13 protein-coding genes and 2 pseudogenes are annotated in these 14,919 nt (G+C 57.2%); 11 read left to right on the top strand and 4 right to left on the bottom strand.

Annotated elements, in window-relative coordinates; all coding sequences use genetic code 11:
- Positions 1 to 224 precede the first annotated feature (224 nt).
- Entirely contained in the window at positions 225 to 542 is a 318-nt protein-coding gene (locus AACY45_RS17710) for a DUF7693 family protein (RefSeq protein ID WP_339546654.1), read from the bottom strand.
- Positions 543 to 593: 51 nt separating this feature from the next.
- Between AACY45_RS17710 and AACY45_RS17705 the strand changes: the two are divergent.
- From AACY45_RS17705 to AACY45_RS17670, 8 genes and pseudogenes are all read left to right on the top strand, one after another.
- Positions 594 to 729, top strand: a pseudogene (locus AACY45_RS17705) (OprD family outer membrane porin); the annotation flags it as partial.
- 264 nt (positions 730 to 993) lie between these two features.
- Entirely contained in the window at positions 994 to 2,130 is a 1,137-nt protein-coding gene (locus tag AACY45_RS17700) for a radical SAM protein (RefSeq protein ID WP_339546653.1), read from the top strand.
- Positions 2,130 to 2,744: a 3'-5' exonuclease gene (locus AACY45_RS17695; protein WP_339546652.1), complete on the top strand. Its 615-nt coding sequence runs from the start codon at positions 2,130 to 2,132 to the stop codon at positions 2,742 to 2,744. Before AACY45_RS17700 ends, AACY45_RS17695 begins: the two co-directional genes overlap by 1 nt.
- Positions 2,741 to 3,322 (top strand): AAA family ATPase, encoded by a 582-nt coding sequence (locus AACY45_RS17690; RefSeq protein WP_339546651.1) that lies wholly within the window; start codon positions 2,741 to 2,743, stop codon positions 3,320 to 3,322. Before AACY45_RS17695 ends, AACY45_RS17690 begins: the two co-directional genes overlap by 4 nt.
- Positions 3,319 to 4,104, top strand: a complete 786-nt coding sequence (locus AACY45_RS17685) for an aldo/keto reductase (protein ID WP_339546650.1) — start codon at positions 3,319 to 3,321, stop codon at positions 4,102 to 4,104. Before AACY45_RS17690 ends, AACY45_RS17685 begins: the two co-directional genes overlap by 4 nt.
- Before the next feature lie 134 nt (positions 4,105 to 4,238).
- Positions 4,239 to 5,048: a TIGR02391 family protein gene (locus AACY45_RS17680; RefSeq protein WP_339546649.1), complete on the top strand. Its 810-nt coding sequence runs from the start codon at positions 4,239 to 4,241 to the stop codon at positions 5,046 to 5,048.
- A gap of 69 nt (positions 5,049 to 5,117) precedes the next feature.
- Positions 5,118 to 5,615, top strand: coding sequence for a GIY-YIG nuclease family protein (locus AACY45_RS17675; RefSeq protein WP_150763598.1), 498 nt, complete (start codon positions 5,118 to 5,120; stop codon positions 5,613 to 5,615).
- Between the two features lie 418 nt (positions 5,616 to 6,033).
- Positions 6,034 to 7,212: a hypothetical protein gene (locus AACY45_RS17670; protein ID WP_339546648.1), complete on the top strand. Its 1,179-nt coding sequence runs from the start codon at positions 6,034 to 6,036 to the stop codon at positions 7,210 to 7,212.
- A 174-nt stretch (positions 7,213 to 7,386) separates the two neighbouring features.
- Here AACY45_RS17670 and nadE read toward each other — a convergent pair.
- From nadE to AACY45_RS17655, 3 genes and pseudogenes are all read right to left on the bottom strand, one after another.
- Positions 7,387 to 7,911, bottom strand: a pseudogene (nadE, locus tag AACY45_RS17665) (NAD(+) synthase); the annotation flags it as partial.
- A 4-nt stretch (positions 7,912 to 7,915) separates the two neighbouring features.
- Positions 7,916 to 9,142 (bottom strand): nicotinate phosphoribosyltransferase, encoded by a 1,227-nt coding sequence (gene pncB, locus AACY45_RS17660; RefSeq protein ID WP_339546647.1) that lies wholly within the window; start codon positions 9,140 to 9,142, stop codon positions 7,916 to 7,918.
- Positions 9,143 to 9,248: 106 nt separating this feature from the next.
- Entirely contained in the window at positions 9,249 to 10,154 is a 906-nt protein-coding gene (locus tag AACY45_RS17655) for a LysR family transcriptional regulator (RefSeq protein ID WP_339546646.1), read from the bottom strand.
- Between the two features lie 164 nt (positions 10,155 to 10,318).
- Here AACY45_RS17655 and amaB point away from each other — a divergent pair, with 164 nt between their 5' ends.
- The 3 genes from amaB (at position 10,319) to AACY45_RS17640 (ending at position 14,680) form a co-directional block, all read left to right on the top strand.
- The gene (gene amaB / locus AACY45_RS17650) at positions 10,319 to 11,809 is read left to right on the top strand and encodes an L-piperidine-6-carboxylate dehydrogenase (protein WP_339546645.1); all 1,491 of its coding nucleotides are present in this window, start codon (positions 10,319 to 10,321) and stop codon (positions 11,807 to 11,809) included.
- 91 nt (positions 11,810 to 11,900) lie between these two features.
- Entirely contained in the window at positions 11,901 to 13,184 is a 1,284-nt protein-coding gene (amaA, locus tag AACY45_RS17645) for an L-pipecolate oxidase (RefSeq protein ID WP_339546644.1), read from the top strand.
- Positions 13,185 to 13,546: 362 nt separating this feature from the next.
- Complete coding sequence (locus AACY45_RS17640) at positions 13,547 to 14,680, top strand: ABC transporter substrate-binding protein (RefSeq protein ID WP_339546643.1); 1,134 nt, start codon at positions 13,547 to 13,549, stop codon at positions 14,678 to 14,680.
- The last annotated feature ends 239 nt before the right edge of the window (positions 14,681 to 14,919 follow it).

Below are 14,919 nucleotides of genomic sequence, written 5' to 3'. Positions count from 1 at the left end.
TTCTTTTCGGTCACTTGATTGACTGCTTGGATTTTGAATTCTTCGGGATAACGCGGGTTGCTCATGGCACCTCCTGATTGGCCTCATTTTAAGGCATGGAGGTGTCTACGAAACCCGGGGCGATTCAGACTGTGACGAAAATGATGCCATGGCTACAGTCTCGGAAGCAGCTATAGAGATGGCTGAAATGGCCAGACCCTTACCTGGCCTTTTTTCATTGAGGCTCAGAGTCCAGCGAGCAATCGTTCGAACTGTTCACACTCCCATGAACTCAGTAGTTCGACAGGATCGGCTCCGTCACGCTGCCAGAGTTCGAGTGTCCCGACTCGGCCATCAGGCGACCTGCAGTACTCGCAGTAGTCCAGGGTGTCACAGTCATTGAAAAGCGTGAGTCGCCAGCCATCAATCTCCACGGGCATGAGTCCGTGGTAGATCTCATTCCATGACTGGATGGAATTCCGAATCATGATGCGTTTGCCGAGCGCCACGTCCGTCAGCACCTGGCAGACCTCGCGGGCGGTGAGAGGGGAGGTTGTGTTCAAAGTGTTCTGCGCTCGCGTCGTCACTGCCCATAGCCAAGCAGCGGTATGAAGTACGTTATTCAGCAAGGCGCGCTGAAAAACCTGGGTTTCACTTGGAAAAAACGCAATGTGGCGCAATGGCATTCCAGGTCAGCGTAACCAAGACGAAAACCGCCTGATTGTCAGCTACTTATTGCCGTTGTTTTGAAGCGGTGTCTTTTTTCGGGCGCCCCTCGTTGGATGTGCGCCGCGGAAATAATTTTGGGATCCGTCCTGATGGCCCTGGAGCGATGAGGAATGTGGACAGCAAACTTATTGGCTCAGCCATAGAGCGCTGATTTACCAGCTAATCCAGAAATCAAGCTATCATTTGGCCATTACCATTACCATTACCTACCAGGATGGGCGGGTAGGCACCCTCAACGGGCGCTCACTCCATCTGATGATCCGGCGGCAAGCAAGGAGAATCGCAGTGAGATCCCAAGTCAGAATCATCGACTCGACGCAGTTACAAAACGCCAACCCGAATCTGGTAGATCCTGTCGGGTACCGCAAAAGCGGACTCAGCTTGAATCACATCGTTGGCTGTCCACTCGATTGCAGCTACTGCGTTCGTCACCTCTATGGAAATTTCGATCAGCGCACGCCGCAGGCACTGATGAGCGATGAGGACGCCTTCCAGCGATTTATCACTCACCGGTATTTCCAGCCTCACATCACACCTATTCAGCTGTTCAACCGGGCCACCGACCCGATGCTCCCCGAGGTCAAGACTCATACACACAATCTCTTGCGTATGCTCGATGAGGCCGGGCTAACCAACAATGTGCTAGTGATCACTCGATGGCGTGTATCGCAGGACGATTGCGAGCGCTTCAATACGCTCCGAAACCTCAAGCTGACAGTGCTGGTTACCTACTCAGGAATTGATGATCCGAAGATCGAACCCATCAAGTCTTCGATCGCTGCCAACAGCCTGAAGATGTTGTTCCGCCACGCCAGGCAGTACAAAGTGGTGCTGTATTGGCGTCCAATCGTTCCAGGGCTAAACGACTCACCAGAGCACATTACAAGGGCCGCAGCGCTTGCCAATCATGCCCATGCGACCGTATTCAGCGGGCTGTTCTATCGCAAGGAGATAGCCGAGTTTTATCAGAGCCAAGGAATCCCTGAGCCATACAAAATGACGGCTAGGCGAAAGCTCCTGCCGCTGGAGGATGAGCAGAGGCTGCTCAGGTTGTATGGGGAACAGAATCAGGTGACACCGATCTTCCACAAAACCTCTTGTGGAGTCGCCTTTGCGCATCAGCAGCCCGATTACAACGGACACTTCGGTATCACCGAACTGTGCGAAACCTGCCCGACCTCCCAATTCGCCATCTGCAAAGCAGCATGGAAGAAACCGGATCAACAGGTTCTGAATCGAATGTGCCACGAGCTGGGTGCTGTGGGAGATCCGCAGGTGAACGACCGTGCAATTATAATTCGCGGTCTTGATGAACAGCGTCGTTACTATCTGCAGCACTCTTTAGGCTATCAGGTACATGACGCTGACAAACCCCATCACTACGCGCGCCATGGCCGCGCCGAGGCAACAAGGAATCTCTGATGTTGAAAACAGACTTCGCGTGGCCATCTGACCCGATCATCATTGTGGACGTTGAAGGCAATGGGCATACGCCGCCGGACTTGGTCGAAGTGGGGATCGCCCCTTTTCCACCCGTGGAAAACCACGAGCCCCAGTCTTGGTTGATCAAGCCTGCTAACCGGATTACTTGGCAGGCTCAGCGCATCCATGGCATTAAGAACGCAGAGCTGGAAAATTGCCCATCCTGGGCTGAGATCATGGACGACGTCGAACAGCATCTTCAGAACAGGTGGTTCGTCGCACACAATGCGTCGGTCGACTATGGGGTGATGAAACGTCACTTGCCCGAATGGTCGCCAGTTGGTGTCATCGACACGTTGAAACTCGCTCGTCACGTTTACCCTAATGCCAAGAGCCATCGACTTGAGTCATTGCTCATTGACACAGGGCTGCGCGATAAGGCCGCCGACCAGCTTCACCGTGCCGCTGATGATGCTTACGCAACGGCCTTATTGCTTGATCATCTCATCGGAAAATCATCTGCAACAACTTGGCAGGACGTCTGCAAAATCGCGCAGCTCAAAACGCAACCTGACGAGCAAACGCCTCCCCCGGAGCAAGGAAGCTTATGGTGAAGCATGTACTGTTAGGTGTCACCGGAACCCATTCCACAGGTAAGTCCACCTTCTGTGACGAGCTCAAAGTATCACTTGAGTGCAAAGGCATCTGCGTTGCGACCATCCCCTCCTTCGGGAAGCTGGCTGTACAGCAAGGTATCCCGCTGCTCACTCACCATACCTATGACTCCACGATGTGGTTTATTGACCGCACACTCGAGGCACAAAGAGCAGGCGCTGAAAATGCTGATGTAATACTGGTTGATCGACCGATCATGGATGCTGTGGCGTATTGGAATGCCGCCGTCGAGTATCGAAGCGCGCCTGCTCCGATGCATGAGGTCGACGCAATCAATGCACTGATCGCCAGTGAGCTTCCTAGCTACACGATGATCGTTGCGACCAGACTTGATACCTCGATTGCTCTCGGCCCAGGACGCGATACCAATTTGGTTTTCAGGCAGTCCGTGGACATACACTTGCACCAGCTTTTGAACCACTTCGCGATCCCGCATCAAGTTCTTGTTCCTGACGTGCGAGATGCTCTTCTCGATGGCTTACACGCCGAAATTCTTCAAAAGTTGGAGCGCTTATGACCAAGCCCCGAACAGGACTTTTGGCAGGAAAGCAGGTGAGGCGCCTCGGATTTGGGACAATGAGGCTCACGGGGCCTGGCATTTGGGGCCCTCCGGCTTCAGAAGCTGAAGCCGTTCATCTTCTGAGAAAGGCTGTGGAGTTGGGGGTTCAACACATCGACACCGCCGACGCTTATGGGCCTAATGTAGCCGAAGGGATAATTCGAAAAGCGTTGTACCCCTATGCCGACGAACTGATCATTGCGACCAAAGGTGGCTTTACCCGCCAAGGCCCAGGCAAGTGGGCGCCATGCGGTTTTCCGGCGTATTTGCGCCAGTGCGTTGAGATGAGCCTCAGGCACCTCAACGTTGAAGCGATAGACCTGTACTACCTGCACCGGGTCGATCCGAATATCCCTCTTGCTGACCAGGTCGGAGAGCTTGAAAGGATGCGTCAAGAAGGGAAGATCAAATCTCTGGGCTTGTCGAAAGTCGACATTCCTCAGCTCGCGCAGGCAATGGCGATCACCCCAATCGCCGCTGTTCAGAATCAATTTAGCATCCTGGATCACCAATCCGAAGATGTGATCCGCTGGTGTGAGCACAATAAGATAGCGTTCGTTCCCTACACGCCGTTGAGTGCCGGAAAGTATTTTGCAACCAGTCAGGTACAACAAGCACCTGCATCGGCAAACGACGCTTTGAAATGGCTTCTGGACTACTCGCCGATCATGTTCCCAATTCCGGGCACGTCTAGATTTGAGCATCTGGAGGAGAACCTCAGATCCGATAATGTGTGCTAGTACTACAGCGCATCGGCTTTTCCTGACGCCCTGTTGTGTACGGGCCGTGCGCCATCTCGGTCGGCACGTTGTTCAAGGGTTCTTTTTCCTAGCTGCTCATGCGGCACTCTAGTGTTTACCAGTGGAGATTGGCTTTGAGTACCCGCATCACACCCTTTAGTTCGCAGCATCTAGAAGCAGCATGCCGTGTTCTTGCAGATACTGAGCGTGGCTTGAGCGGCACTCAAATTGGGCATCTTCTCCAAGACATTCGCGTTCCAGACGCCGACCCCAACAACACCAAATGGAAACGCCTATTCAACGCGTTGGCACAAATGCAGAACCAGCATCAGGTTGGGAACCATCTCATCCTTTTCATCAACAGTGCAATGAATCCTGTGAGTTACGCCCGAGATCGTGAGGCCTTCGCTTGGCGGAGGGATGAGCTCAACGTTGTCCTGGCCTTCTCGGGCTTCTACGTGCGCGAAGATGGAAAGGTCGGGCGTGCGGACAAGGCAACCACCTTGGATGTGGCTCGCGCCCGTGTTGGCCGGCTCAAAGCAGCGCTAGAAATCCGAGCTGTACATGAGGAGGTTTTGAAATATTGTCGCGCAGAACTGTTGAGCGAAAATTACTTCCACGCTGTATTTGAGGCTACAAAGGGGATTGCGGCACGAATCCGAAACTTGTCGGGCTTGAATGGTGATGGTGCCGATCTGGTGACCAAGGCTTTCCTCGGACAAAACCCAATACTTGCCTTGGGGCTCCTGACCACCGAGTCTGAGAAAAGTGAGCAGAAGGGATTTGCAAATCTTCTAATCGGACTGTTCGGCGCCGTACGCAATCCTTTGGCGCATGCGACAAAGATAGATTGGCCTATGTCCGAGCAAGACGCTCTGGACATCCTCACGATGGTATCGCTGATGCACCGTAAGCTTGATGCCACCCACAAGATAAACCCTTAGATTCACTAGAACGGGCCAACGGTTTCCTGACACCCTTTGCCCCGACTCACCTCAATAGAGAAAAGCGTCATGTCGGTCTATTTCATTGGTCAGGTGCAGGCCAACAATTGCATCCACATCAAGATTGGGCGCGCTAGCGATATCACGCGCCGGCGGGGTCAACTGCAGACCGGCAGCCCCTTTCCCTTGGAGGTCATGGGTTGGATTCACTCAGAGAATGATGCAGCTCTTGAACGGAAACTCCACATCCATTTCGCGCGACAGCGGCAGATGGGAGAATGGTTCCAGATCGAACCTGCTGACGTCTTGCCCATCCTGATGGACGAAGGCGAAGATGGTTTTATTGCGAAGAATGCTGATGCATTCGAAATCATGGGATACGGGCGAGACGCTTTGCCGGAATACATGGGCGTCTGGGCTTGGGGTGATTTAGAGATACAAGAGTGCTGCCCGTTTTGTGGATGCTTTTGCGGTATGCATTACCAAGATGCCTCCTGCATGTACCACTGCATCAATTGTGATGTGCTTACAGATTTTTCGGATATCTCTCGGGTTGATTGTGAGTAATCCCATAGTAAGCCTGATGAACGCCGGCTGCTCTTCTAGCCGCACGCATCGGCCAGCGCTACGCATTTGAGCTTGTGCTCTTATCTAGCCCATAGGAATACACGAGAGACTCTAAAAATACTTCCTGAATACTCTTCCGCTATCCCATGGATAGCCCACTGATAGATCAAAGGAAATGGCCAAACTCAACCGCTTGATAGCCCTTTGCGATCATTGAGTTTGAAATGCTACTATCGAGCGGATTCAATAAACATAACTGTATCTATATACAGTTGATGTCAGGTGAATGTAGTTCTTAACTGTTTATTTGTACAGTCGTTGTTCACCGCTTGGTGCAGTGAGAAACGCTGGTCATCCTGCCATCATTACAGCCAACGGATCTACTCGTGCTCCTTTTGAAGGCGGTCGGGGAATTTTTATGGATAAATTGCCAGATAAATTACCGTTTGATGCTACGAAGCTTTTCGAAGCACTGACGTATCAACTTGTGGTTGCACTTGAGTACTGCCACAAGCTGAAGAAGGGGAAGCGCTTGTGGGTCGAGGTTTTCGGTGATGTGACCCTGGAAGACGTGGCTCAGGTGGAGGTCAAGCTCTACGCCGATACGTTGAGGGACGGACACCAGAACATCTGGAACACCCTAAATAACTGGCTCAACAAAGCGTTTGACCATACGGCGTACGAAAGCCTGATATTGGTGACGAATCAGGAGTACTCGCCAAAGTCGACGATTACTGGCTGGAACAGCTGTGACGCTGCCGTGAAGCTCGCCTTGCTCACTGCGATCTACGACGGTGCCGAGCAGCGGTTTGCCGCTTCCAAGGCAAAAGAGCCTTCTGAGACCTTGGAGCTCTTGCGATCCGTGATGGATCCAGAGCTGAGGGCTGATTTGCTGGAGGTGTTGGGGAGGGCTGTGTTCATCACCGGCTCGCCTTCGCTCAAAGAGAGGCTCGATGCCTACGAGGTTGATCAGCTGAGGGCAATACGAGAGTCGAAGCGTCAGTCCTACATCGATGACATCCTGGGCTTCATTGGCAGCACCCGTTACCTTGATACTGGCTGGGAAATCACCTGTGAGGAGTTCACCGCCAAGACTGTTGAGCTGACCAAGCGCTACATGAGGCATTCGAGCGTCTTCCCTGAGGTGGATGCTGAGGCGCTGAAGCAGACGATTGTCCTTGATGAGATTGCCGACCGGGCTTTCGTGCAGAAGATCCGCGAGATCGATGGCGAGTCACGCGTCAGGCAAGCGGCCCTGCAGCTTCTAATTGCAGGCGAGGTTATTGATGAGCTGTATCGAGACAATCTAGCCTCGGAATTTGATATCAAACGCTATCAAAAAAACCATCAGGATCGTCATCTGGACGGTCGGCTTATCCAGAAGGTAACCGATGCGGTACGCGTAGGACTTGGTGGTGGCGTCAGCCAGCAAGTTGTTCCTGTAGTTGCGGCAGAGATAATCCGAGGTCAGGGGTTGGAGTTGCTCTCCACTCCCTATCAACACACACCCGGTGACCTTCACTTCGAGTTGTTGAGCTTCAGGTTGGGACAGGAACTGCTCTCGGTACTCGCCTTGGGCCAGGACAGAATTTCTTAGGTCTAGGAGCTCTCCCTTGACTGCAACCATCTTCATCAGCGCACCACCTTCGGTTTCCAATTCAATCAGTTGAGGAACCAGCGATGTGCATTATGGATGGGGAGTTAAGGTAAGGGGAAGTGGGTGGGGCGTGGGGTACAGAGGGGGTTGTGCAGTTTAATGCAGGGGGGTAGAAATCACCGCTTCGGCGGCGTGGTCAGTGCCAATCACCAGGCCGTGGGCGGCACCGGCGATGGTGTACTGGGCAACCATGCGCATGCGCGCCTTGGTATTGCCCAGCACGAAATCCACCGACACCGGGTGTTTGCCTTCAAAGGCCGCGACCTCTGCGGCCAGCGCCTTGACTGCCGGGCCGATATTGACCGTGTGGCGCTCATCCGGCGCGATGAAGTCCACCGACGCCTGGGCTTCGTGTTCATCGAACTGGGTTTCGTACGGCAGGCGCACGGCGATGAATGTGTAGCCCATATCACCGCTGCGCTCGCGCAGTTCACGCATGGCGCGCTGGGCCAGCAGGCCTGCGGTCAGCGAGTCGACACCGCCACTGATGCCCAGCACCAGGCTCTTGAGCCCGGAATTGACCAGGCGGTCCTGGATGAAGCCGATCCGTCGCGCGATTTCCGCTTCCAGGGCAGCCTGGTCGGCGAAGGGCGGTTGGACCTTGAGCTGTTCAGCAATCTCACGCTGTACGGCTTGCATGAATTCACTCCTTGCTTGAATTGCCAGATAGGGCGGCAGGTACTTGAAACACATGTCGCAAATAAGCGACGAAATTCGGGTCTTTGCAGTGGGTCTTGCCAGGCTCGTCGGAAATCTTGGCGACGGGCTGGCCGTTGCAGGCGGCCATTTTAAGCACGATGCTCATGGGTTCGACACCGGGAATGTCACAGGTCAGGTTGGTGCCGATACCAAAGCTGACATTGATCCGTCCGCGCAACGCCCGGAAGATCTCCAGCGACCGGGGCAGGGTCAGGCTGTCAGAGAACACCAGGGTCTTGCTCATCGGCTCGATGCCGAGCTTGTGATAATGGGCGATGGCTTTTTCCGCCCAGAGGATCGGGTCCCCGGAGTCGTGGCGCAGGCCGTCGAACAGCTTGGCGAAGTACAGGTCGAAATCGTTGAGGAAGGCATCGGTGGTGATGCAGTCGGTCAGGGCAATGCCGAGCAGGCCTCGGTACTCACGGACCCAGCAATCGAGGGCGGCGATCTGGCTGTCGATCAACCTTGGGCCGAGTTGCTGGTGGGCCATGATCCACTCGTGGGCCATGGTGCCCAGCGGTTTCATGTCGATTTCCCGGGACAGGTGCACGTTGCTGGTGCCGACGAAACGTCCCGGAAAGTCGTGCTTGAGCACGTTGACCACTTCTTCCTGGACGCGGTAGGAGAACCGGCGACGGGTGCCGAAATCCGCGACCTGCAACTCGGACAATTCCTCGCTGCTGGCGTTGGCACTCAGCCAGTCGAACTTGCGATACAACTGCTCGCGGGCTTGCTCGAGCACCACTTCGCGGTAGCGATAGCGATTGCGCACTTCGCTGACAATCGCCAGCAACGGCACCTCGAACAGAATCACATGCAGCCATGGCCCGCGCAGGCGGATGAACAACTCGCCCTGTTCGATGCCGGTGTGGATGTAGCGCAAATTGAAGCGGAACAGCCCGAGAAACCGCAGGAAGTCCGGCTTCATGAAACTGATGCGCTCCAGGAAACCCAACTGGTCGGCACTCAGGCTCAACTCGGCCAGGCGCTCGATCTGAAAGCGGATTTCCGCCAAATAAGGACGCAGGTCCTCGCTGTTGCGGCAGCGAAACTCCCATTCGACTTCCACGTTGGGGTAGTTGTGCAGCACCGCCTGCATCATGGTCAGCTTGTAGAAGTCGGTGTCGAGCAGGTTCTGCACGATGCGATCGGCAAACACACTCTCGCTCATAACGGGGATCTCCAGGCTGGCCGCAGCCATTAACGCAGTTTCATGGAATGGGCGTAGTGGCGCATATCGGCAGTGGTGATTGCCAGTGATTTTTTGGATGACCCACTCAGCTGGCGGCCGGCGTATCAATCTGCTCCAGCATCCACTTCACAAAATCCCGAACCTTGGGCACTTCCGCCGAGTGCTCGGGGTAGGCCAGGTAATAGGCATCACTGCTGGGCATTGCATGCTGCCAGGGAATGACCAGCTTGCCGTCGGCCAGTTCTTCTTCCACGAGGAAGCGCGGCAACAGGGCCACGCCACAGCCGACTTGCGCGGCGCGGATGCACATGTAAAACGTCTCGAAGCGCGGCCCGTGGTAACTGTGTTCGGTCTGGTAACCCTGGCTGTCGAACCAGTCGTGCCAGGCCTGGGGGCGTGAGGCATTTTGCAGCAGCACCAGGTCGGTGAGTTGGGTCGGGTCCGTGAAGGGGGGGAGCGGCAGGCTGCCGGGCGCACACACGGGGACCAGCTCTTCGCCGAACAGTTTCAGGCACTCGGTACCCGGCCGGGAGCCCTGGCCGAAGTAGAACGCCAGGTCGGCGCGGCCCTGCAGCAGGTCGTCGGCGTCCTGTTCGCTGCACAGGTCCAGGTGAATCTGTGGATGGCGCAGGCGCCACCCCTTGAGGCGTGGCACCAGCCAGCGGGCACCAAAAGTGGGCGGGGTGGACACCCGCAAGACTTCCGTCTCGCCACCGTAGGAGCGCAGGTAATGGGTCGACATCTCGACTTGGGTGAGGATTTTTCGCACTTCAACCAGGTACAGATCCCCGGCGGGGGTCATTTGCAGGCGCCGCCGGACCCGGCGAAACAGCAAGTGCTGCAGCAGCTCTTCCAGTTGCGCCACCTGTTTGCTCACAGCGCTTTGAGTCAGGTTCAACTCTTCAGCCGCGCGGGTGAAGCTCAGGTGCCGGGTGACCGCCTCAAAGCACTGCAGGGCAGTGATCGATGGCAAGTAGCGTTTATTCAGCATGGGTAGTCCCTTGATTCTTGTTGCAACGCTTTGCATGAATAAACGGAATGATATCTCGCCTAATCGTCGTTTGTTGGCTCGTCTGCGTAGCGCTACAACTACAGGCCTGATCAGTCGTCTTGTCGCGGCTGCGAACTTTCCGTTTTTTGCTTGAGGAGTGACCCATGGTTGCCGCATTGCTTGATCGTTTGGGGGTAAACCCGGCCCTGTACCAGAACGGCAAACAGCCTGTGCATTCACCTGTCGACGGCAGCCAGATTGCCTCGGTGAACTGGGAAGGTGCCGCCGAAGTCGAGCAGCAGGTCAGTCGTGCCGAGCATGCGTTCGAGTTGTGGCGCAAGGTGCCCGCACCGCGCCGTGGTGAGCTGGTGCGCCAGTTCGGTGAAGTGCTGCGCGAATACAAGGCTGACCTGGGCGAGCTGGTGTCCTGGGAAGCCGGCAAGATCACTCAGGAAGGCCTGGGTGAAGTGCAGGAAATGATCGACATCTGCGACTTCGCCGTCGGTTTGTCCCGCCAGCTCTACGGCTTGACCATCGCCTCCGAGCGCCCGGGCCACCACATGCGTGAAACCTGGCATCCGCTGGGTGTGGTCGGGGTGATCAGTGCGTTCAACTTCCCGGTCGCGGTCTGGGCCTGGAACACCACGCTGGCGCTGGTGTGTGGCAACCCGGTGATCTGGAAACCGTCGGAGAAAACTCCGCTCACCGCACTGGCCTGCCAGGCGCTGTTCGAGCGGGTCCTAAAGCACTTCAACGATGCACCGCCCTACCTGAGTCAAGTGATCATCGGTGGCCGTGATGCCGGTGAAGCACTGGTGGACGACCCGCGCGTGGCCTTGATCAGCGCCACCGGCAGTACCCGCATGGGCCGCGAAGTGGCGCCGAAGATCGCCGCCCGTTTCGCCCGCAGCATTCTCGAACTCGGTGGCAACAACGCGATGATCCTCGGCCCAAGCGCCGACCTGGACATGGCGGTCCGGGCCATCCTGTTCAGTGCCGTCGGCACTGCCGGCCAGCGCTGCACCACCTTGCGCCGGCTGATTGCCCACGAATCGGTCAAGGAAGAGATCGTCACCCGTCTCAAGGCCGCCTATTCCAAGGTGCGCATTGGCCATCCGCTGGAAGGCAATCTGGTCGGTCCGCTGATCGACAAGCACAGTTTCGACAACATGCAGGACGCCCTGGAGCAGGCCTTGAGTGAAGGCGGCCGGGTGTTCGGCGGTAAACGCCAGCTCGAGGCGCAGTTCCCGAATGCCTACTACGTGTCGCCAGCCATCGTCGAAATGCCCGAGCAAAGCGACGTGGTGTGCAGCGAAACCTTCGCACCGATCCTGTACGTGGTGGGCTATAACGACTTCGCCGAAGCGCTGCGCCTGAACAACGCTGTACCCCAAGGCCTGTCGTCGTGCATCTTCACCACGGACGTGCGTGAAGCCGAGCAGTTCATGTCGGCAGTGGGCAGCGACTGCGGGATCGCCAACGTCAACATCGGCCCGAGCGGTGCGGAAATCGGCGGTGCGTTTGGCGGTGAGAAAGAAACCGGCGGTGGTCGCGAGTCGGGCTCCGATGCCTGGCGCGGTTACATGCGGCGCCAGACCAACACCGTCAACTATTCGCTGGAACTGCCGTTGGCCCAGGGCATCACGTTTGATTGAAGCTTCAGTCCAGCGGTAGTCCCCAGTGGGAGCGAGCCTGCTCGCTCCCACATTGAATTGTGTGGGTTCGGTTTTTGATCGGGGTCTTGCAATGCCGTTACGCGAAGAATGCTTATGGGAAAAACTGACGCCACAACGGCCTGACCGGGCGGCGCTCAAGGGCGAGGTGAGGGCCGATGTCTGCGTGATCGGCGCCGGCTTCACCGGCTTGTCGGCGGCCGTGCATTTGCTGGAACAGGGCAAGACCGTCTGTGTGCTTGAGGCTCAACGCTGTGGCCAGGGCGGTTCGGGGCGCAACGTCGGGCTGGTGAACGCCGGCCTGTGGATTCCCCCCGACGAGATTGAAGAGGGCTTTGGCGAAGTCGTCGGCAGCCAGCTCAATCGCATGCTCGGCGCGGCTCCCGCGCTGGTGTTCAGCCTGATCGACAAGTACCGCATCGACTGCCAGTTGCGCCGCGAGGGCACGCTGCACATGGCCCACAACCGCACGGGCGAGACCGATCTGCGCAGCCGCGAAGCACAATGGAAACGCCGCGGCGCCCCGGTCGAGTTGTTGACCGGAGCGGCCTGCGAACAAGCCACCGGGACCAAGAAAATTGCCGCCGCGTTGCTCGATCGCCGCGCCGGCACACTCAATCCCATGGCCTACACCAGTGGCCTGGCCAAGGCCGCCGCCGACCTGGGGGGCCAGTTGTTCGACCACTCAGCGGTGACCCGGCTGGAGCGCCAGGGCCAGCTCTGGGCCGTGCATACCGCCGAGGGGGCGGTTCTCGCCGAACAGGTGGTGATCGCCTCCAACGCTTACACCGAGGGCGACTGGACCGAACTGCGACGTAACTTTTTCCCGGGTTACTACTACCAGGTCGCTTCGGCGCCCCTGACCGAAGAGGCCGCGCAGCAGATCCTGCCAGGTGGCCAGGGTTCCTGGGATACCCGCCAGGTCCTCAGCAGTATTCGCCGTGACCAGGACGGTCGCCTGTTGCTTGGCAGCCTGGGCAATGGCAATCGCAAACCCTCCTGGTTCCTCAAGGCCTGGGCGGACCGGGTGCAGCAACACTATTTCCCCTACCTCAAACCGGTGGACTGGGAATGCACCTGGACCGGCTGCATCGCCTTTACCCCCGACCATTTGATGCGCCTGTTCGAGCCGGCGCCGGGCCTGGTTGCTGTCACCGGTTACAACGGACGGGGGGTGACCACCGGCACCGTGGTCGGCAAAGCCTTCGCCGACTACCTGTGCCACGGCGACCCGCGCGCCTTGCCGATTCCTTTCGCCCCCATGCAGCCTCTGCTGGGGGCGGGGTTGCGCAGTTGCCTGTACGAAACCGGTTTCTCCCTCTATCACGCGGGCCAGTGCCTGCGGATTGTCATTTAAGCAAGGGAATTTGCCGTTCGACGCGGCACTTTCGGCGGTAACGACTAGCCTGTAATGGTGCGGGTTGTAGCAGTCCTGCACCAGCAGTGTGCAGTTCGGTGACGCGGGCTGTTACAGGCTGGTTGCACGTCGTTTCTGCTGACGGTTGCAATGGTGGCGCGCGGAGGTTTTACCCTTAAAAAATAATGGTTTCACCTTCTGCGGTTTAGACGGTTGCACGCCCAATGAAAATGGGCCCAAAACTGTTTAAAAAACAATAAGGCAACGACTCGCTCAAGAATAAAAAACCGATGGCACGGCCCTTGCTCTGAGCATTCAGTGAAGTCGCAGTGCCAACTAAAAAAACCTTGGAGCACCACCTCATGTCCCAGACGTTTTACAAGAAAGGCTTTCTGGCCCTCGCAGTGGCTGCTGCGTTGGGTGTTTCTGCGTTTGCTCAGGCTGACATCAAGATCGGCGTAGCGGGTCCAATGACGGGCGCCAACGCGGCATTTGGCGAGCAGTACATGAAGGGTGCACAGGCCGCGGCCGATGCGGTGAACGCTGCAGGCGGCGTGAATGGCGAGAAGATCGTGCTGGTCAAGGGCGACGACGCCTGCGAGCCGAAACAGGCAGTGACGGTCGCCAAGGACCTCACCAACCAGAAAGTCGCCGGCGTAGTCGGTCACTTCTGCTCCTCCTCGACCATTCCAGCCTCGGAGATCTACGACGAAGCCGGGATCATCGCAATCACCCCGGGCTCCACCAACCCACAGGTCACCGAACGCGGCCTGAGCGCCATGTTCCGTATGTGCGGGCGTGATGACCAGCAGGGCATCGTGGCCGGCGACTACATCGTCGATGTGATCAAGGGCAAAAAAGTCGTGGTGCTGCACGACAAGGACACCTACGGCCAGGGCCTGGCGGATGCCACCAAGGCCCAACTGGTCAAGCGCGGCGTAACGCCGGTGCTGTATGAAGGCCTGACCCGTGGCGAAAAAGACTTCAGCACCATCGTCACCAAAATCCGTGGCGCCGGTGCCGACGTTGTCTACTTCGGTGGTCTGCACCCGGAAGCCGGCCCTCTGGTCCGTCAACTGCGTGAGCAAGGTCTCAAAGACGTCAAGTTCATGTCCGATGACGGCATCGTCACCGACGAACTGGTAACCACCGCTGGCGGCCCGCAATTCGTCGATGGCGTGCTGATGACCTTCGGCGCCGACCCACGCATGCTGCCAGAGAGCAAGGCCGTGGTAGATGCCTTCCGCAAGGCCGGCACCGAGCCTGAAGGCTACACCCTCTACGCCTACGCTTCGGTCCAGGCCCTGGCGGCAGGCTTCAACGGCGCCAAGTCGAACAAGGGCGAAGACGCGGCCAAATGGCTCAAGGCCAACCCGGTCAAGACCGTGATGGGCGAGAAGACCTGGGACGCCAAGGGCGACCTGAAAGTCTCCGACTACGTGGTCTACCAGTGGGACAAGGACGGTAAATACCACCAGCTGGAAAAACAGAAGTAAGGGCTGACGCGATCGGCAGAGCGCCATAAATCCCTGTGGGAGCGGGCTTGCCCGCGATGGCGGACGGACAGTCAACATCTTCGTTGAATGCGCTACCGCTATCGCTGGCAAGCCAGCTCCCACAGAGGACGGTGTCAATCAGTCTGATCGTGGCTGACATTGCTCCGACGTAAATCTGTATTTTCCTTAGAAGAACCGCACCCCCACAGGGGGGCAGGTTCTCACTGCGTGAGATTGCG

This window comes from Pseudomonas sp. RA_35y_Pfl2_P32, assembly GCF_963970735.1.
Lineage (GTDB): Bacteria > Pseudomonadota > Gammaproteobacteria > Pseudomonadales > Pseudomonadaceae > Aquipseudomonas.
This window is presented reverse-complemented; position numbering and strand designations above follow the sequence as displayed.